Here is an 18,497-nt window from a genome sequence, read left to right on the forward strand (position 1 = left end):
AAGCACGCCGCCAGCGTTCATCCTGAGCCAGGATCAAACTCTCCGTTGAAGTAAAACAAATCAAACAGACACAACCACACCCACCGGAAATAACGACGGACACGGCTGCACAAAATTCGAAACCAGCTGAAAACCAGACCACCACACACGGGGGTGCGCAGCAACCTGGCCATAATTTCAACCAATCAATAAAACAATCGGCATCAACAAACTTGGCACACTATTGAGTTCTCAAACAACAGACACTAACCGGCACCACCGGACCCTTACAGGGCCACAGGATCGCTCCGGAGCAACTTTTCAAACTTACCCGATCAACCCGATCCATGCAAATCAACGTTTCCGCGATTTTCGATCCGATCTTCGGCCCCACCCGGCACCGGCACGCCCAAAAGCGCACCATATTCCAGGCTGTTATCAAAGGGGTTGGCCCCCGCAGTTCCCAGCACCAAGCTGTCTCACTCGCGGCGACTCAGAAGACATTACACGCCCACCAACCCAGACACAAATCCACCCCCACACCCCCAAAAACCCCCGCAAACACAAGCCAAACAGGGCCACCCAAACCCAAAACCACCCCAAAACCACCAAAACAACCACCCGTGAAGCCCGTCACACCAACCAAAACCCACGCCCCGGCCGCCCAACACCAAACCCAACCACCGCCGTCGAACATTCCCAACCCCGCCACCAAGAAACAACAGACATGAGAGAACAAACCCCAAAACACCTCGGGATGTGACGGAACGATCCCCAAAACACGTCCCGACGTGAGAGAAGAATGCTCAAAAACACCGACGATGTGAGAGAACAACCCCGGGCGGCAAATCAAACGCAAAAGGGCCGGCAACCATAACGGTTACCGGCCCTTTCAAAACTGGACTACTGAGAAAAGTTAGGCTGAAACCTCAATGGTCGCCAGGTTCTTCTTGCCCCGGCGAAGGAGCAGGTACCGGCCATGCAGGAGCTCGTCCTGGGCGATGACGGCGTCGGGATCGGACACCTTCGTGTTGTTCACGTAGGCGCCGCCTTCCCCCACGGTCCGGCGGGCTGCCGACTTGCTGTCGGACAAACCGGAGGCCACGAGCAAGTCAATGATGCCTAGACCGTCGGCACTGATCTTCGCCGATGGAAGTTCCGCCGTCGCTGATTCCAGGGTGTGCTCGTCCAGGACGGTGAGGTCGCCGTTGCCAAATAGGGCCGCGGAGGCTGCGATGACCTTTTCGGTCGCATCGATCCCGTGTACCAACGAGGTGACTTCGCTCGCAAGCTTCTTCTGGCCTTCGCGGGCAAAGGGCCGCTCAGCAACAGACTGGCCAAGCTCGTCAATTTCCGCACGTGAAAGGAAGGTGAAGACCTTCAGCCGATCGACAACATCGGCATCGGCCGTGTTCAGCCAGAACTGGTAGAACGCGTACGGGCTGCACATTTCGGGGTCCAGCCAAATGGCGTTGCCCTCGCTCTTGCCGAACTTGGTGCCGTCGGAGTTGGTGATGAGCGGCGTACCCAGGGCGTGGACGCTCTTGCCCTCCACCTTGCGGATGAGTTCGGTGCCGCTGGTGAGGTTGCCCCACTGGTCCGACCCACCGGTCTGCAGTGCACAGCCGTAGTCGCGGAACAGTTGGAGGTAATCCATGCCCTGCAGGATCTGGTAGCTGAACTCGGTGTAGCTGATGCCCTCGTCGGAGCTCAACCGCGAGGCGACAGCATCCTTGCGCAGCATGGTGCCCACGCGGAAGTGCTTGCCGATTTCACGCAGGAAATCGATGGCGCTCAGCGGCGCCGTCCAGTCCAGGTTGTTGACCATGCGCGCCGCGTTGTCGCCCTCAAAACTGAGGAAACGGCGCACCTGGCCCTGGAGGTAGCCGACCCACTCCGCAACGGTGTCCTTGGTGTTCAAGGTGCGTTCCGCCGTCGGACGTGGATCGCCGATCAGGCCCGTGGACCCGCCAACCAGGCCGAGCGGCTTGTGGCCGGCCAGCTGCAATCGACGCATCAGGAGGAGCTGCACCAGGTTACCCAGGTGAAGGGACGGGGCGGTGGGGTCGAAGCCACAGTAATACGTGATCGGGTCCCCGGCGAGCAGCTTTTCCAGTTCCGTTTCATCGGTGGAAACGTGGACAAGGCCGCGCCATTTGAGCTCCTGCCAGATGTTGGCAAAGGCGGGATCGTTGTGCTGGGACTCGATGTTGTTTACGTGTGACACGAGTTCTAAGTTAGCAGGATTGTTGAGCCTGCTTTTCCTAGCGTTCAATGCCGGCAGGCAGCGGTGCCGCAGCGATGAGCCTGAGCCGTTGCGTGGGTCGGGTCATAGCGACGTAGAGGTCGCCCACCTTGCCGTGCTCGTGATTGAGCATGGCGGCTGGTTCCAGGACGATGACGCCATCAAATTCCAGGCCCTTCGCTTCCTTGGGGCTGATGACCACGATGTCCTGCTCGTAGCTTCCGGCTCCCGAGCCGATGCGCCGGCCGTAGATTTCACGCAGCGCCGCAGCCGCCTGCGGCAGCAGTGGGCCATCGGCGATCACAGCCAGCAGGCCGCCGTCGATTGCTTCCACTTCCTCGGGCAGGACCTCGACCAGCCGGGAGACAATTCCGTCCGCTTCGACGCGGTCCACAATGGGCGACCATTTGCCTTCGCGCACGGCCTTCGGAGCTGAGACCACAAGGCCTGCGCGGTTGGCCATCCTGACAGCGGCTTCCGCGATCTGGGACGGCGTGCGGTAGTTGACGGTGAGCTCTTCGAGCTGCCAGCGGTCACCGAACGACGGCGCCAGCGCGCTTTGCCACGAATTGGCGCCGGCCGCGGCACTCGTTTGGGCGATGTCCCCCACGATCGTGAAGGACTTCAACGGGCAGCGACGCACGAGGAGCCGCCACTGCATGGCCGAAAGCTCCTGTGCCTCATCAACCACGATGTGGCCGAAAGCCCAGGAACGGTCACTCGTGGCGCGCTCGGCTGCGGTGAGCCGGTTCTCGCGTTCCTGGTTCTGGTCTGCCAGTTCTTCGGCGCTCACCAGGACATCCACGCCCATGGCTTCCATGTTGGCCAGGGTCTGCTTGGCATTGGCGAGATCGCGGGCGCGGTCGGCTTCCTGCTGGGCCAGTCCCCTGCCCGCGGCAGGGTCCAGCTCACCGAGCAGCTCGGCAGCTTCGTCCAGGAGCGGCACGTCCGCCTCGGTCCAGGGAGCATCGACGGGCCTCTGCAGGAGGGATCGCTGTTCCGGTGTGAGGTGCGGCGTGCAGGCTTCCAGGATGGCAGGCTTGCTGAAGAGCTCGGAGATCAGTTTCTCCGGTGTCATCGGCATCCAGCACAGGTTCAATGCGATACGGACGTCCCGGGCAGACCGGACGTCTTCGGCGAGGTAAGCGCGATCTGCGTTATTGCCGATGTTCGATTCCTCGACGAGGTCCGTCAGTTGCTCCGTGAGCTCACGGAGCAGGATCTTGACGAACGTCAGCCGGGCTTCGTTGTGGGGTTTGCCGGTGGCCCGGGCCTTTTCCCGTGCCCGGCGGACCTGGCGGACGGTCAGCGTCAGCTTGCGGGAATCCACTTCGAGAATGCGGTCTTCTGCAGGCGTGCGCTGGCGGTTCGCTACAGCGTTGGCCACCACCGTGGCCATGTCGAGCTTGCCTTTGAGGGCCGCGACGTCGGGATCTTCCTCGGGAACAGCGTGGATTCCGGGCATGAGCCGCCCAAGACTGGCCATGACGACGCCGGTCTCGCCCAGCGACGGCAGCACACGCTCGATGTAGTGCATAAAGGACGACGACGGCCCCACCAGCAGGACGCCGGCACTCTTAAGGCGATCACGGTGCGTGTACAGGAGGTAGGCGGCGCGGTGCAGTGCCACTGCGGTCTTACCCGTTCCTGGACCACCTTGTACGACGAGCGCCCCCGAGATCGAGGAACGGATGATCCTGTCTTGCTCCGACTGGATGGTTCCCACGATGTCGGACATGCGGCCCGTGCGCTTGGAATTCAGGGCCGCAAGGAGCGCGCCCTCGCCCTGCAGGGAATCGTTGTCCGCGAGCATCCCGGCATCCAGGACATCGTCCTCGATCGCCTTCACGTCGCGGCCTTGCAGGATCAGGTGTCGACGGCGGCGCACACCTTGTCGGTCGAATGCGGTGGCCTGGTAGAAGTGGCCGGCTTCGGGCGCGCGCCAGTCAACCATGAGCCGCTGCAGATCGGCCGTAGACAACCCGATGCGGCCAATGTACTGAGCCTCACCCGAGTCCAGATCCAGGCGGCCGAAAACCAGACGGTCGTCGACGGCGTCGAGCTGGGCAAGGCGGTCCTCATACAGCGCGGCGAACGCGTCACGTTCGGACACGTTCTGCATGGTTCCCACTGCACCAGCCTTGCGCACCTGGGCCAGCTGGGCGCGCTTTTCTTCGCGCAGCTCATCGAGCCGGGCGTATAGCCCAGCAACGTATTCCTGCTCGTGGACCAAATCAGCGTCGTGCATCGAACCGTAACCCCTATCGCAAAAGACAGACCGTCCATTCTACAGCGATTTTGGTAAACGCGTGGGGTCCAGGTCATATGGCGGACCAGCGGCCAAAGTTCACGCCCGGTTGCGTGGCCGCGCCGCTTTGTACCGTGACACCGTTGGATCATCTTCGATCCAGAAACGCCAGGGATAGTCCGTACTTCCACCGGGGCCAGCCACCCCAACCCGCGGTCCGCTGGCCACGGCCGGTGCCGGCGTCTTAGGCAGCCAGAAGCTGAACGGTGAGGCGAGCGCGTCACGGCCCGTGTCCGCCGTCGTAAGTGCCAGCGCCGATGCCAGGCGTGCAGGTCCACTGGCCAAGTCCTTGTGCGTTTTGGAGGCAGGCCTTCGGACAGTGGCAAGCCCCTCCCCTTCTACAATCTCGCCGGCCCGCAAGAGCAACGCAGACGGTGAACCCTTGGGGCCGCAGACAATGTTGGCGCAGTAGTGCATGCCATAGGTGAAGTAGACGTACAGGAATCCTGGCGGTCCGAACATGGGTGCGTTACGGGCCGTGGGACCGCCGAAAGTGTGCGATCCGGGATCGGGGTGTTCGGAATCGCGTGGGCCCATGTACGCCTCCACTTCAGTAAGCCTCACCGCGACCGGGCCGGCTTCGGAGTGGTGGGTGAGCACGGCACCGAGGATCAGTGGAGCGATGGCACGTGGGTCGCCCTCAAGGAACTTACGTACTTTTTCGGGATCGCTGACTCCCTTCTCCATGGACGAGCTCATGCCCAGACCCTAGCAAAAATCGTGGAACGGCCATGTCCGATTTCCGCTAGCAGCGGACGTGGACTCCTGACAGGATGAGGGAATGGACTTCTGGCAGCGCTACAGGGCAATTGACGCCCGCGACACCCGCTTCGACGGGCAGTTCTTCACGGCCGTCAGCTCGACTGGTATCTACTGCCGGCCGTCCTGCCCCGCCCGGACGCCGAAGGCCGAGAACGTCACGTTTTACGAGACCTCGGCCGCTGCCCACGAAGCCGGGTATCGCGCTTGCAAGCGATGCCTCCCTGAAGCCGTCCCCGGAACACCGGCTTGGAACATCCGATCTGACGTTGCAGGCCGTGCAATGCGTTTGATCAACGACGGCGTGATCACCCGCGAGGGCGTCGACGGTCTGGCCCACCGTCTGGGTTATTCAGCGCGCCAGCTCAACCGGATCCTTAGCCATGAGCTGGGCGCCGGCCCGCTCTCACTGGCACGGGCCAGCAGGGCGCAGACGGCCAGGACGCTGTTGGTCTCAACAAACATGCTCCTCGCCGATGTCGCCTTCGCCTCGGGGTTCAATAGCGTGCGGCAATTCAACGACACCATCGGCGAGGTTTTTGCGATGACCCCGACGGCGTTGCGTGCCACAGGCGCAAAGTCCGGCGTTCGCCGGGGTGCTGCCGCGCCGACTGCCCTGACGCTTAACCTGCCTTACCGGGAACCATTTGATCCAGGCATCTTCGACTTCCTGGCCGTCCGTGCAGTGCCCGGAATTGAGGTGGCACGTACGGAAGCCGACGGAACCAGGAGCTATGGCTGCGGGGACCCCGGCGTCGCATCGAGTCCGTCATTGCTGCGGCCGAAGCTATGGCCACAGGGGCCCTTGAGTTTGGCTACGGCGACGACGTTGCCGCGCTGGAGCGCAAGCTGCTGCCATTGCCAGGAGTTGGGCCGTGGACTGTAGGGTACGTCGCCATGCGGGTGCTCGGAGCGCCGGACGTTTTCCTGGGCAATGACGCGGCAGTTCGAAACGGGTTGAAAGTCCTCCCGCCTGGCCCGGGCCTCAGCTCTGACTTCCGGGAAGTGAGCCCCTGGCGGTCCTACGCCACCATGCACTTGTGGCGGGCGGCAGCAAAGCCCAACGACGCATCGCCTGAAACCCGTCAGGACGTGAGAGAAGATCGCCCCAAAAGCGTCAGGATGTGAGAGAAGATCGGCCTAGCGGGGTGCGGGAAGTGCAGCGGGCCATGGGAGCAGGTCCGGCAAGTCGACGCCGTCGGCAGCCGCGGTAGCTCGCAGGCTTCCCAGGCTAGGTTCGCGGCCGGCGAGCCATGCAGCAATGTCCGTGAGCATGCCCGTAATGGCAATCGATGTGCCCCCGTGGCCAATGACCCGCTGCGGCAGTCCCGTGGGCTGCAAGACAAATTTGTACGTCTCCGGGACGCGTGCTTCGAGGAAAGTGAACAGGTGCTCGCAGAAGGGGCGGCTCCAGGTTTCCGGGCCGTAGCCCAAACCCACGTCCGAAGCGTGGATGACGAGTTCGCGCCACAGCGCCAGACCGCCGTCGAGGACTGTTCCGTCCCGGTAACTGATGCGCGCAGCCCAGTCGTCGGGTCCCAAGGCGTCGAACGCTGAGAGCGCCCGCGCCAAGGCGGTTTCCACGGACTGCTTGTGTTCCTGAAGGCTGTGCCCGGCGGCAAGTTCGATCGCTTTCGTGCGGCCTTGAACTCCACCGTCATACAGGTCGATGGTTTCGCCACGCCGGGCGAACTCCAGTTGCCTGTCCATGGCATTCGCAATTCCGGCGAGGTGGGCCAGAACATGGCCGCGGGTCCAGTCCGGGAGCTCGGACGGTTCCGGGATCGAAGAGTCGTCGAGTTTGGCAAGGATGCGGGTGACGACGTCAGCGGCTTTGTGAAGCTCTGCGGGCAGCGTCTCAGCTGTGATTGCGGTCATAGCGCCATGTTAACGCACAGCGGGACGACACCCCGTGGCAGATAGGCTGGAAGCCTGCCTGCGGGGTGCCGTCCCGTCGTGGTTCAGCTGGCGTAGCTGCGCGCTGCGTCCAGTTCTGCCTTGAGCGCCACCAATTGGCGTTCGACGGCGGCCGGTGCAGTTCCGCCCTGCGAGTTGCGGCTGTTGAGCGAACCTTCAGTGCTCAGAACGCTGCGAACCTCTGGAGTGAGGTGCTCCGAGATTGCTGCGTATTCCTCATCCGTCAGGTCCCACAGCTCCACGCCACGACCTTCGGCCTGCTTGACGGCAGCACCGGACAGCTCGTGTGCTTCACGGAAGGGAACGCCCTGGCGGACGAGCCATTCTGCAATGTCCGTGGCCAGCGCAAAGCCCTGGGGAGCCAGGGATTCCATGCGCTCGGTGTTGAACTTGAGGGTCGCGATCATGCCGGACACAGCCGGAAGCAGCAGCTCCAGGGTGTCGGCGGCGTCGAACACCGGTTCCTTGTCCTCCTGAAGATCGCGGTTGTACGCGAGCGGCAGGCCCTTGAGCGTTGCCAGCAGTCCGGTCAGGTTGCCAATGAGGCGTCCTGCCTTGCCGCGCGCGAGCTCGGCAACGTCCGGGTTCTTCTTCTGCGGCATGATCGAGGACCCCGTGGAGTACGAGTCGTGCAGGGTCACGAAGGAGAATTCCTTGGTTGCCCAGAAGATGACTTCCTCGGAGATCCGGGACAGATCCACGCCAATCATGGAGCAGACCCATGCGAACTCGGCGAAGACATCGCGGGAGGCGGTGCCGTCGATCGAGTTGTGCACAGCCGAGAAGAAGCCAAGATCAGCCGCAACGGCCTCTGGGTCCAGTCCCAACGACGAACCTGCCAGGGCACCCGAACCGTATGGCGAAACGCCAGCACGCTTGTCCCAATCCTGGAGGCGCTGCACATCGCGCAGCAATGCCCACGCGTGGGCAAGAAGGTGATGGCTCAGCAATACCGGCTGGGCGTGCTGCAGGTGCGTCCGGCCAGGCATGGCCACACCTTGGTGGGCCTGGGCCTGGTCCACCAGGGCATCAATGGTGGCAAGAACCCCACCGGCAATGATCCTTGCGTGATCGCGCAGGAACATGCGGCCGAGCGTTGCCACTTGATCGTTCCGGGAACGGCCGGCACGGAGCTTGCCGCCCAACTGTGTTCCGGCACGCTCGATCAGGCCACGTTCCAGTGAACCGTGAACGTCCTCATCACTCTCGGCCGGCAGGTAGGCGCCGCTTGCCACGTCCTCGTCCAGCTGGGTGAGGGCTGCGAGCATGCCTTCAAGCTCGGCGTCGTCCAGCAGACCGGCCTTGGCCAGCACGCGGGCGTGCGCCTTGGAGCCGGCGATGTCATAGCGGGCCAGCCGCCAGTCAAAGTGCGTGGACTTGCTCAATGCTGCCAGCGCATCCGCGGGGCCGCCGGCGAACCGGCCGCCCCACAGTGCACCTTCGTTTGTTGCCGACGTCATTACTCGCCTGCGACGCGCAGGTCGCGGCCAGAGGCAACCTTGGAGGACATGCCCCACAGCTCGATGAAGCCGCGTGCCATGGACTGGTCGAAGGTGTCGCCGGTGTCGTAGGTGGCGAGGTCGAAGTCATACAGCGAGGTCTCGGAGCGACGACCGTTGACGATTGCCTGACCTCCGTGGAGGACCATGCGGATGTCACCGGAAACGTACTTCTGGGTGTCCTCGATGAAGGCGTCCAGCGAGCGCTTCAGCGGGGAGAACCACTGGCCGTCGTACACCAGTTCGGCCCAGCGCTGGCCAACGGTGGCCTTGAAGCGGGCCTGCTCGCGCTCAATGGTGATGTCCTCGAGGTGCTTGTGCGCGGTGATCAGCGCCATGGCACCCGGTGCTTCATAGATTTCGCGGGACTTGATGCCCACCAGGCGGTCCTCGACGACGTCGATGCGGCCAACGCCCTGTGCGCCTGCACGGCGGTTCAGCTCCTGGATGGCCTGCAGCGGGGTGACCTTGACTCCGTCGATGGCTACCGGCACGCCGGCCTGGAAGGAGATGGTGACCTCATCCGGCGCCGGCGGGAACTCCGGGGTGGCGGTGTAGTCGTAGATGTCCTTGGTGGGAGCGTTCCAGATGTCCTCGAGGTAACCGGTCTCGACGGCGCGTCCCCAGACGTTCTGGTCGATCGAGTACGGGTTCTTCTTGGTGGTCTCGATCGGCAGACCCTTTTCCTCGGCGAAGGCGATGGCCTTGTCGCGGGTCAGTGCGAGGTCGCGGACCGGTGCAATGCACTTCAGGTCCGGGCCGAGGGTCTGGATGCCAACTTCGAAGCGAACCTGGTCATTGCCCTTGCCCGTGCAGCCGTGAGCGACGGTGGTGGCACCAAATTCGCGGGCAGCCTTCACGAGGTGCTTCACGATAACCGGACGCGAGATAGCCGAGACCAGCGGGTAGTGGCCCTGGTAGAGGGCGTTGGCCTTCAGCGTGGGCATGGCGTACTCATTGGCGAACTCGTCGCGGGCGTCGGCCACGTAAGCCTCGACGGCGCCGCAACCGAGGGCGCGCTGGCGGATGGTCTCCAGGGACTCGCCGCCCTGTCCGACGTCGACGGCCACAGCGATGACCTCGGCGCCGGTGGCTTCACCGATCCAGCCAATGGCTACGGACGTATCAAGGCCACCGGAGTAGGCCAGAACAATGCGCTCAGTCACGAGAGTGCTCCTTTGTTGTTGCTTGGTTCATTTGAAATCAATGCTGTGTGAATCAATGCTGTGAAAGTCATGGGCCGCGTGCACGGCGTTTAGTTTCCGGGTCCGGCTTCCTCGGCCAGCTGGAGGAAGCGAGCCGCGAGTTCCGCCCCGCCGTCGGGATCCCTGGCAACCAACAGCAGAGTGTCGTCGCCTGCGATCGTACCCAATACCGACGGCATTACGGAGTGATCGATGGCCAGTGCCAGGAAGTTCGCGGCCCCCGGAGGTGTTCGCAGGACCACAATGTTGCCCGAGGCCTCGGCAGTAACCAGCAGCTCACCGCATAGCCGGGAAAGCCGTGCGTCCAGGATCTCCTGCGTGACGCCGCTCTTGGCATTGCGGTCCCCGCCCTCCCCCGGAACGGCATAGACCAGGGCGCCTTCCTTGCCACGGACCCTCACCGCGCCAAGTTCCACAAGGTCCCGGGACAGCGTGGCTTGGGTGACCTGAACGCCGTCGTCCGCCAGCAGGGCTGCAAGCTCTGCCTGGGAACGCACGGACTCACCCGTCAGAATCGCGGTGATACGCGCCTGACGGGCAGTCTTGGTGGCCGGGCTTGCGCCCGGAACCGACGGATTCGTGGACACTAGAACGTGCTCTCCCCAGTGCCTTCGACGGGAGACAGCCCGTCCACGAACGCGAGTCCGGAACGGTGCATCAGCCATGCCATGAGTGCCTTCTGGGCGTGGAGGCGGTTCTCCGCCTCGTCCCAGACGATGGACTGCGGGCCGTCGATGACGCCGGCGGAAATTTCATAGCCACGGTAAGCGGGAAGGCAGTGAAGAACGACGGCGTCGGGTGCGGCCTGTGCCATGGCTGCCTCATCGACGGAGTAGTCGCGGAACAACTGCATCCGGGCTTCCTTCTCCGCTTCCTGTCCCATTGACACCCATGTATCCGTGGCCACGACGTCGGCGCCCTTGAGGGCCTCTGCGGCATCGCTCGTGATGAGCACAGAGCCACCGGTCTCGGCAGCACGCTCTTCTGCTGCAGCAACGATTTCGGCTGCGGGCAGGTAGCCTTCGGGTCCTGAAATGCGGACGTGCATGCCAGCGGTGACGCCAGCCAGAAGGTAGGAATTGGCCATGTTGTTGGCCGCATCACCGAGGTAGGCCATGCTCAGGCCCTTCAGTTCACCTTTGTGCTCCTTGACCGCCAGAAGGTCCGCGAGGAGCTGGCAGGGGTGGTAATCGTCGCACAGGGCGTTGATGACGGGGACCTTGGAATTTTCCGCCATGGCCACCAGGCCGGAGTGGGCCCCTGTACGCCACACGATGGTGGAGACCATGCGCTCCAGGACCTTGGCGGTGTCCTCCACGGATTCCTTGTGGCCAATCTGCGCTTCACCGGGATTGATGATGAGGGCGTTCCCGCCCATGTCCGCAATGCCGGTGGCGAAGGAAACACGGGTACGGGTGGAGGTCTTGTCGAAGATGACAGCCACGGTCTTACGGCCGTTGCCATCGGCGGCGAAGGGTTGGACGCTGTACGGCGCCGCTTTCATCCGGGCAGCGAGCTCAAGGACCTCGGCTTGCTCAGCCGGGCTCAGGTCCGTGTCCTTGAGGAAGTGACGGGTGGTGGTGGATATAGTCACTGTGCGTCCTTAGCAGTTTGGGCGGTAGCCGTGGCAATCAGCTCAGGCAGCGCCGCCAGGAATCGGTCCGCCTGTTCGATCGTGAGGATCAGCGGAGGTGCCAGCCGGATGGTCTTTGGCCCGGGGCTGTTGATGATGAATCCCGCGTCCAGTGCTGCGGTGACCATGGCGGGCGCAACGGGTGCGTCCACGTCGAACCCGATCAACAGGCCCTCACCGCGAACCTCGGTCACGGCGTCCACTCGGGCAAGGCCCTCGCGTAGGTATGCCCCAACACTCAGGACATTCTGGAGGACACCCTGGCTCTCGATCGCGTGCAGCGTGGCAAGAGCGGCCGCCGTGGCCACGGGGTTTCCACCGAAAGTGGTTCCGTGCTGTCCGGCGGTGAGCAGGGCCGACGTCGTGCTTCCGAAAGTAATCAGCGCGCCGACCGGGAACCCGCCACCAAGTCCCTTGGCAAGCGTGATCGCGTCGGGCACGATGCCGGCATCTTCGCTGGCCAGCCATTTGCCCGTCCGGCCGATGCCGGTCTGGACCTCGTCCAAAATCAACAAGGCACCTGCTGCCGTCGTGGCTTCGCGGGCTGCCTGCAGGTATTCGGCGCTCAGCGGCCGGACACCCGCTTCGCCTTGGATTGGTTCCAGGAAGACGGCTGCTGTGGATTCGTCGACGGCGGAGCGCAGGGCTTCGATGTCACCGAACGGGATGTGGACCACGCCGCCGGGCAGGGGCTCGAACGGTGCCCGGTAAGCCTCTTTGGCCGTGAGCGCGAGGGCACCCATGGTGCGGCCATGGAAAGCGCCTTCAAGGGCGATGATCCTGGTGCGTTTGGCGTCGCTGTTCCGGCGGGCCAGTTTGAACGCTGCCTCGTTGGCTTCCGTGCCGGAGTTGGCAAAGAAAACCTTGGAACCGGCGGGAGCGTTGGTGATGGCCAGAAGCTTTTCAGCCAGGGCAATCTGCGTGGGGCTCGTAAAGAAGTTGGACACGTGTCCAAGCGTGGCGAGCTGGCTGGAAATGACCGAGGTGACGAACGGGTGGGCGTGGCCCAGGGCGTTCACGGCAATACCGCCCAGGAGGTCCAGGTACTCCTTCCCATCCGCGTCCCACACGAGGCAGCCTGCACCGCGGACCAGGACCCGCTGAGGCGTGCCGAAGACACCCATGAGGGACGACGAGTAACGGGCAAGCCAGTCGGCTCCATTACTAACCCCAGTTATGACGGAAGCTTTGGCATCCGATCCGGCGATGGGGCCCCGGGTGTGGTCGGGCACCGCGATGGGCCCACTGCCGCCGGGGTCCCCGTCCGAGCTTGCGAGGATGGGGAGCGGCTGGGGACGGGCGGGGGTCCCATCGCCGGTCGGGCTGAGGCCAACAGTTTCGCTCATGCGTTTACTTCCTCGTCGGGTACTACCTGCGTGCCGATACCCGCAGTGGTAAAGGTTTCCAGCAGCATCGAGTGCGCCAGACGGCCGTCAACGATGTGTGCTTGTTCCACACCTTCGTCGATCGCCTTCAGGCACGCGGCCATCTTCGGGATCATGCCGGACTCGAGCCTGGGCAGCATCTCACGGAGTTCCGATGCGGTCAGTGATGAGATCAGCGATGATTTGTCCGGCCAGTTGGCGTACAGGCCTTCGACGTCGGTCAGGATGACCAGCTTGGTGGCGCCCAGGGCGGAGGCGACGGCGGCAGCTGCAGTGTCCGCGTTGACGTTCAGGACCTGGCCGGTAGTGGGACCGGAACCATTGCCGTCGTCGAGGATTTCCGGGGCGACCGTCGAGATCACCGGGATGCGACCGGCGTCGAGGATGTCCTTGATACCGGCGGGGTCCACGCCTACGACTTCGCCCACCAGGCCGAGGTCAACTTCCTCGCCGTCCACCACGGTGCCGGTGCGGACTGCGCGCAACAGGCCGCCATCCTCGCCGGACATGCCAACAGCGTACGGACCATGGGAATTGATCAAGCCCACCAGTTCGCGTCCCACCTGACCGGTGAGGACCATGCGCACCACGTCCATGGCTTCCGGAGTGGTGACGCGCAATCCACCCTTGAACTCGGACTCGATACCAAGCCTGCCCAGCATGGAGTTGATCTGGGGGCCGCCGCCGTGGACCACCACAGGGTGAATGCCCACGTGGTGGAGGAACACGATGTCCTCGGCGAAGGCACGGCGAAGGGAATCGTTGACCATGGCGTTGCCGCCGTACTTGATCACCATGGTGGTGCCGGCGAAACGCTGGATCCACGGCAGTGCCTCGATCAGCGTGCCCGCTTTGTCCTGGGCTGCTTCCGCCGAGACGTGGCTCGTAGAGGTGGTTTCACGGGTGTGCGCAGTCATAGTCATCCGCTCAGCTCGAGTATGCGCTGTTCTCATGCACGTAGTCGTGCGTGAGGTCATTGGTCCAGATGGTTGCCTCGGCGTCGCCGGCCTGAAGGTCGATGTCGACGAGCACTTCACGGGGTTCCAGGTCAACAAGGTTACGGTCCTCGCCGATGCTGCCGTTGCGGCAGATCTGCACACCGTTCATGGACACGTTGAGCTGATCCGCCTCGAACACAGCATCGGTGGTGCCCACGGCGGAGAGCACCCGTCCCCAGTTGGGGTCCTTGCCGAAGATGGCAGCTTTGAAGAGGTTGGAGCGTGCAACGGCGCGGCTAACGATCTCGGCGTCGCGTTCGCTTGCTGCATTGAAGGTACGTATGGCGATGTCGTGGCTTGCACCTTCGGCGTCGCCGATGAGCTTACGGGCCAACTCGGCGCAGACCTTCGTGATGGCCTCGCTCAGCTGCTCCGCTGAAGGCAAAGCTTCCGAGGCACCTGATGCCAGCAGCACCACGGTGTCGTTGGTGGACATACAGCCGTCGGAGTCGGCGCGGTCAAAGGTGACACGCGTGGCGTCGCGGAGGACGACGTCGAGCTCGTCCGCCGGTACCTCGGCGTCGGTGGTGAGGACAACCAGCATCGTTGCCAGGCCGGGGGCCAGCATGCCGGCACCCTTGGCGATGCCGCCAACGGTGAATTGATTGCCCTCCGCATCAGTCCCTGAGAACACGGCTTCCTTGGACACGCTGTCCGTAGTCATGATGGCTGTTGCGGCAGCCGAACCGCCGTCTGCGGACAGCTCGCCGAATGCGGCTTCAACGCCCGGAAGGATCTTATCCATCGGCAATTGCTCGCCGATCAGGCCAGTGGAGCAAACAACGACGTCGGAAGCTGAGACTCCCAGCACTTCCGCCACTTTCTCGGCCGTGGCGTGGGTGTTCTGGAATCCCTGCGGACCAGTGCAGGCGTTGGCTCCCCCGGAGTTCAGGATCACGGCGTCCACACGTCCATCGCTGACCACCTGGCGTGACCAGTGAACCGGAGCAGCGGCTACGCGGTTTGAGGTGAAGACTGCAGCAGCGGACTTTTGCGGACCGTCGTTGACGACAAGGGCCAGGTCCGGGTTGCCGGATGCTTTGATGCCGGCTTTGATGCCGGAAGCCCGGAATCCCTTGGGTGCGGTAATGGTCACGGTGCAACTCCCTGCAGGTTCAGGCCGGCGGTTTCGTCCAGGCCGAGGGCAATATTCATGGACTGCACGGCTCCGCCGGCAGTTCCCTTGGTGAGGTTGTCGATGGCGCACGTCACGATCACACGGCCAGCGTGCTGATCAAAAGCCACCTGCATGACGGCATGGTTGGAACCCTGCACCGACTTGGTAGTGGGCCATTGGCCTTCAGGCAGGAGGTGGACGAACGGTTCGTCGTCGTAGGAGTCCGCCCAGGCTTGGCGCAGCTCCGCGTACGTAACGCCGTGGCCAACTTTTGCAGTAGCCGTGGTGAGGATGCCGCGGCTCATCGGCGCCAGGGTAGGAGTAAAGGACACCGTCACCGGCTCGCCGGCGGCATTGGACAGTCCCTGCTCGATTTCCGGCGTGTGCCGATGGCCGCCGCCAACACCGTAGGGACTCATGGAACCCATGACTTCGGAACCGATCAGGTTGACCTTTGCGGCCTTGCCGGCACCGGAAGTACCGGACGCCGCGACAATGACGACGTCGTCCGTCAGGAGGAGATTGTTGGCGAACCCGGGCGTCAAGGCGAGCAGGGCCGACGTCGGGTAGCACCCGGGAACGGCGATGCGCTTGGCACCCTTGAGGGCGTCGCGCTGTCCCGGCAGTTCAGGGAGCCCATACGGCCAGGTGCCGGCATGGGCCGAGCCGTAAAACTTTTCCCATGCAGCCGCATCCTGCAGGCGGTGGTCCGCCCCGGCGTCGATGACTACTGTGCCCTCCGGCAATTGGGCAGCGATCTCCGCAGAAGCGCCGTGCGGGAGGGCCAGGAAGACGACATCGTGCCCGGACAGGTTCTCCACAGTGGTGTCTTCGAGAATCCGGCTGGCCAAACCGTGGAGATGCGGCTGCAACTCCCCTAGTCTGGAACCGGCGTTGCTGTGCGCAGTGATCGCACCGATAGTGACGTTCGGATGGCCTGCCAGCAGGCGCAGCACTTCTCCCCCGGCGTAGCCGCTGGCACCGGAGACGGCAACAGAAATAGTCATAGCTCCACTGTACAGCAAAACTATTCATGGTTGCCGATATTTATGCATGCCGTCTTCTGGTAAGTGCACGGCGTCACATAGGTTAGTGCCGACGGCGTATGCTTAGTGGAGGGTGATCCAGACCGTGCAGTCCGAACGTCGGCTGCAGCGTTGCCCGTTAGCGATACGGGGCACATATATGGCACCCACGTCCACCGCTGAGCGCCCCAAGACACGCGCAATTCAGCCAAACCCCGTTGTTCAAAGCTATTCGGAGCTCCTTAAGAGCGTGAAAGCTGCCGGTCTCCTCGAACGGCGCAGCGGGTTCTACATCTGGCTTTTCGTAGCCCTCATGATCCTCATGGCCGCCACCTGGACAGGCTTCGCCCTCTTGGGTGATTCCTGGTTCCAGCTCCTGATCGCCGCCGCCGTGGGTATCTTCTGTACACAGTTGAGCTTCCTGGCCCACGAGGCCGGACACAAGCAGATCTTCGCTTCGCGTCGTGCCAACGATTGGTCAGCCCGCCTCCTGGCAACAGGAATCGCAGGCATCAGCTACTCCTGGTGGGAGCAAAAGCACGGTGCCCACCACAACCATCCCAATGTCATTTCCAAGGACCCTGACATCCGGAACAACGCGCTGGTCTTCTATGAAGATGCAGCCGCCGAACGCAAGGGACGCCTTGCCTTCCTGACCAAGAAACAGGGCTGGTTCTTTTTCCCGCTCCTCACACTCCTTGGCCTGAGCCTGCAGTTCGACTCTCTTCGCTTTGTCTTCGGCAAGCAGAAGGTACGCCACCGCTGGGTGGAGACGCCTATCCTGGTTGCCCGTCTTACCGCACTTCCGGTCCTTGCCTTCACCTTCCTGCCCATCGGTATGGCGTTTGCGTTCCTCGGTGTCCAAATCATGGTCTACGGCTTTTACATGGGTGCTTCGTTTGCCCCCAACCACAAGGGCATGCCGGTCCTTCCCAAGGACAGCCGCGTCGACTTCCTCAACCGCCAGATCCTTACCTCCCGCAACATCTCAGGCGGACGGTTCATGGACTTCCTGTTGGGCGGGCTGAACCGTCAGGTGGAACACCACTTGTTCCCTGACATGGCCCGGCCCCAGCTTCACAAGGCCGCAGGGATCGTCCGCGAGTTCTGCACGAAGCACTCCATCCCATACACGGAAACCACGCTGATTCAGTCCTATGGGATAGTAGTCAGCTACCTCAACGAGGTAGGCCTGGCAGCTGGACGTGGCTTCGACTGCCCCGTGGCTTCGACGCACGGACGCTTCTAGGCCTCCACAACCAAAGGCGGCATCCTTCATAGGATGGGTTCTGGAACCGGGCACCGGAAGGACCGTCCCGGAGTAAGGAGCCGCCATGACGCACGCCATTGTTGCCAAGGAGCCCGGAGGACCTGAAGTCCTCGAATACGCCTCCGTGGAGCCACCCGTACCAGGTCCCGGGCAGCTGCTGCTCAAAGTCGCAGCTGCCGGGGTCAATTTCATCGAAACCTACCAGCGCCGCGGCACCTACAAGGTTGCCTACCCCTTCACACCCGGCGCGGAAGCCGCCGGAACGATTGAAGCAATCGGTGAGGGCGTCGAGGACTTCTCGGTAGGTGACAGGATTGCCACGGCCGAAGGCTCCAGGACCTACGCTGACTACGCACTTGTGGACGCTTCAAAGGCGCTCCCCGTGCCGGCCGGCGTCGACGATCACACTGCCGCTGCCCTGCCGCTGCAGGGAATCACCGCCCACTACCTGATGAACTCCTCCTTCCGTGTGGAACCCGGGCACACGGTGCTGCTGCACGCGGGAGCCGGTGGTGTGGGACTGCTCCTGACCCAACTGTTGAAGGCACGTGGCGCAAGGGTCATCACCACGGTTTCTTCCGACGAAAAGGCCGACCTCTCCAAGCTCGCCGGCGCCGACGAAGTCCTGCGCTATGAAGGCTTCGCGGACAAGGTCCGCGAACTCACCGACGGCGAGGGCGTCAACGTGGTGTACGACGGCGTGGGCAAGGATACGTTCGACGACTCCCTGCGAAGCCTGCGCATCAGGGGTGCCATGGTGCTTTTCGGCGCCGCTTCAGGGCCCGTCCCCCCGTTCGATCCCCAACGCCTGAACTCCGGCGGGTCCCTGTCATTGACCCGCCCCACGATGGGCCATTTCGTCCAGAACACCCACGAGCGGCGTTGGCGTTCAGCTGAGATCTTTGAGGCCGCAGCGAACGGTACGCTGGCGGTTCGAGTCGGCGCTACCTACCCCTTGGCCGAAGCGGCGCAGGCGCACAGGGACCTTGAAGGGCGCCTCACCACGGGGAAAGTCCTCCTGCTTCCCTGATCGCCCCGCTTAACGAATGAACCTCCAGTGGGCCGGGCAGCTGTAACGGCAAAGCGAACATCTGTGCAACAAACGGTGACAGGCAGGAAGCGTCCGACACCTTTTGTTCACCTTTCTGGGCAAAGCT

General features: G+C 63.2%; 14 protein-coding genes and 1 pseudogene. 3 read left to right on the top strand and 12 right to left on the bottom strand.

Annotation, left to right across the window (positions count from 1 at the left end; all coding sequences use genetic code 11):
• Positions 1 to 895 precede the first annotated feature (895 nt).
• The 3 genes from tyrS to ABIE18_RS04060 form a co-directional block, all read right to left on the bottom strand.
• A complete protein-coding gene (gene tyrS, locus ABIE18_RS04050) occupies positions 896 to 2,206 on the bottom strand; it encodes a tyrosine--tRNA ligase (RefSeq protein ID WP_499721376.1) in 1,311 nt (436 codons plus the stop codon).
• A gap of 37 nt (positions 2,207 to 2,243) precedes the next feature.
• The gene (locus ABIE18_RS04055; RefSeq protein ID WP_499721377.1) at positions 2,244 to 4,472 is read right to left on the bottom strand and encodes a HelD family protein; all 2,229 of its coding nucleotides are present in this window, start codon (positions 4,470 to 4,472) and stop codon (positions 2,244 to 2,246) included.
• A 99-nt stretch (positions 4,473 to 4,571) separates the two neighbouring features.
• The gene (locus tag ABIE18_RS04060; protein WP_499721863.1) at positions 4,572 to 5,219 is read right to left on the bottom strand and encodes a DNA-3-methyladenine glycosylase; all 648 of its coding nucleotides are present in this window, start codon (positions 5,217 to 5,219) and stop codon (positions 4,572 to 4,574) included.
• 94 nt (positions 5,220 to 5,313) lie between these two features.
• Here ABIE18_RS04060 and ABIE18_RS04065 point away from each other — a divergent pair.
• Positions 5,314 to 6,419, top strand: a pseudogene (locus ABIE18_RS04065) (Ada metal-binding domain-containing protein).
• A 12-nt stretch (positions 6,420 to 6,431) separates the two neighbouring features.
• Here ABIE18_RS04065 and ABIE18_RS04070 read toward each other — a convergent pair.
• The 9 genes from ABIE18_RS04070 to argC all read right to left on the bottom strand — a co-directional run bounded on the left by ABIE18_RS04070 (position 6,432) and on the right by argC (position 16,052).
• Positions 6,432 to 7,169 (bottom strand): maleylpyruvate isomerase family mycothiol-dependent enzyme, encoded by a 738-nt coding sequence (locus tag ABIE18_RS04070; protein ID WP_499721379.1) that lies wholly within the window; start codon positions 7,167 to 7,169, stop codon positions 6,432 to 6,434.
• Positions 7,170 to 7,252: 83 nt separating this feature from the next.
• Positions 7,253 to 8,668 carry an argininosuccinate lyase gene (argH, locus tag ABIE18_RS04075; protein ID WP_499721381.1) on the bottom strand — a complete coding sequence of 472 codons (1,416 nt, stop codon included), beginning with the start codon at positions 8,666 to 8,668 and terminating at the stop codon, positions 7,253 to 7,255.
• On the bottom strand, positions 8,668 to 9,873 hold the full coding sequence (locus tag ABIE18_RS04080) for an argininosuccinate synthase (RefSeq protein ID WP_211711897.1): 1,206 nt from the start codon (positions 9,871 to 9,873) through the stop codon (positions 8,668 to 8,670). The genes argH and ABIE18_RS04080 overlap by 1 nt, the downstream gene beginning before the upstream one ends.
• 89 nt (positions 9,874 to 9,962) lie before the next feature.
• Positions 9,963 to 10,499 (bottom strand): arginine repressor, encoded by a 537-nt coding sequence (locus tag ABIE18_RS04085; RefSeq protein ID WP_216925220.1) that lies wholly within the window; start codon positions 10,497 to 10,499, stop codon positions 9,963 to 9,965.
• Positions 10,499 to 11,506 carry an ornithine carbamoyltransferase gene (argF, locus tag ABIE18_RS04090; RefSeq protein WP_499721382.1) on the bottom strand — a complete coding sequence of 336 codons (1,008 nt, stop codon included), beginning with the start codon at positions 11,504 to 11,506 and terminating at the stop codon, positions 10,499 to 10,501. The genes ABIE18_RS04085 and argF overlap by 1 nt, the downstream gene beginning before the upstream one ends.
• A complete protein-coding gene (locus tag ABIE18_RS04095) occupies positions 11,503 to 12,891 on the bottom strand; it encodes an acetylornithine transaminase (RefSeq protein ID WP_499721384.1) in 1,389 nt (462 codons plus the stop codon). The genes argF and ABIE18_RS04095 overlap by 4 nt, the downstream gene beginning before the upstream one ends.
• Entirely contained in the window at positions 12,888 to 13,847 is a 960-nt protein-coding gene (gene argB, locus ABIE18_RS04100) for an acetylglutamate kinase (RefSeq protein WP_499721385.1), read from the bottom strand. The genes ABIE18_RS04095 and argB overlap by 4 nt, the downstream gene beginning before the upstream one ends.
• Before the next feature lie 10 nt (positions 13,848 to 13,857).
• Positions 13,858 to 15,024 carry a bifunctional glutamate N-acetyltransferase/amino-acid acetyltransferase ArgJ gene (gene argJ, locus ABIE18_RS04105; protein ID WP_499721386.1) on the bottom strand — a complete coding sequence of 389 codons (1,167 nt, stop codon included), beginning with the start codon at positions 15,022 to 15,024 and terminating at the stop codon, positions 13,858 to 13,860.
• Positions 15,021 to 16,052 (bottom strand): N-acetyl-gamma-glutamyl-phosphate reductase, encoded by a 1,032-nt coding sequence (gene argC / locus ABIE18_RS04110; RefSeq protein ID WP_499721388.1) that lies wholly within the window; start codon positions 16,050 to 16,052, stop codon positions 15,021 to 15,023. The genes argJ and argC overlap by 4 nt, the downstream gene beginning before the upstream one ends.
• A 178-nt stretch (positions 16,053 to 16,230) precedes the next feature.
• Between argC and ABIE18_RS04115 the strand changes: the two genes are divergently transcribed.
• On the top strand, positions 16,231 to 17,319 hold the full coding sequence (locus tag ABIE18_RS04115; protein ID WP_499721389.1) for a fatty acid desaturase family protein: 1,089 nt from the start codon (positions 16,231 to 16,233) through the stop codon (positions 17,317 to 17,319).
• A gap of 85 nt (positions 17,320 to 17,404) precedes the next feature.
• Positions 17,405 to 18,370 (top strand): quinone oxidoreductase family protein, encoded by a 966-nt coding sequence (locus ABIE18_RS04120; RefSeq protein WP_499721391.1) that lies wholly within the window; start codon positions 17,405 to 17,407, stop codon positions 18,368 to 18,370.
• The last annotated feature ends 127 nt before the right edge of the window (positions 18,371 to 18,497 follow it).

Source organism: Arthrobacter sp. 2762 (assembly GCF_040548745.1).
Classification (GTDB): Bacteria; Actinomycetota; Actinomycetes; order Actinomycetales; family Micrococcaceae; genus Arthrobacter.

Bases quoted from the DNA above. Each gene is read 5' to 3' on its own strand.
- argB (WP_499721385.1), bottom strand. From the start codon at position 13,847: ATGACTGCGCACACCCGTGAAACCACCTCTACGAGCCACGTCTCGGCG.
- argC (WP_499721388.1), bottom strand. From the start codon at position 16,052: ATGACTATTTCTGTTGCCGTCTCCGGTGCCAGCGGCTACGCCGGGGGA.
- ABIE18_RS04115 (WP_499721389.1), top strand. From the start codon at position 16,231: ATGGCACCCACGTCCACCGCTGAGCGCCCCAAGACACGCGCAATTCAG.
- ABIE18_RS04120 (WP_499721391.1), top strand. From the start codon at position 17,405: ATGACGCACGCCATTGTTGCCAAGGAGCCCGGAGGACCTGAAGTCCTC.
- ABIE18_RS04060 (WP_499721863.1), bottom strand. From the start codon at position 5,219: ATGGAGAAGGGAGTCAGCGATCCCGAAAAAGTACGTAAGTTCCTTGAG.
- ABIE18_RS04095 (WP_499721384.1), bottom strand. From the start codon at position 12,891: ATGAGCGAAACTGTTGGCCTCAGCCCGACCGGCGATGGGACCCCCGCC.
- argH (WP_499721381.1), bottom strand. From the start codon at position 8,668: ATGACGTCGGCAACAAACGAAGGTGCACTGTGGGGCGGCCGGTTCGCC.
- ABIE18_RS04070 (WP_499721379.1), bottom strand. From the start codon at position 7,169: ATGACCGCAATCACAGCTGAGACGCTGCCCGCAGAGCTTCACAAAGCC.
- ABIE18_RS04055 (WP_499721377.1), bottom strand. From the start codon at position 4,472: ATGCACGACGCTGATTTGGTCCACGAGCAGGAATACGTTGCTGGGCTA.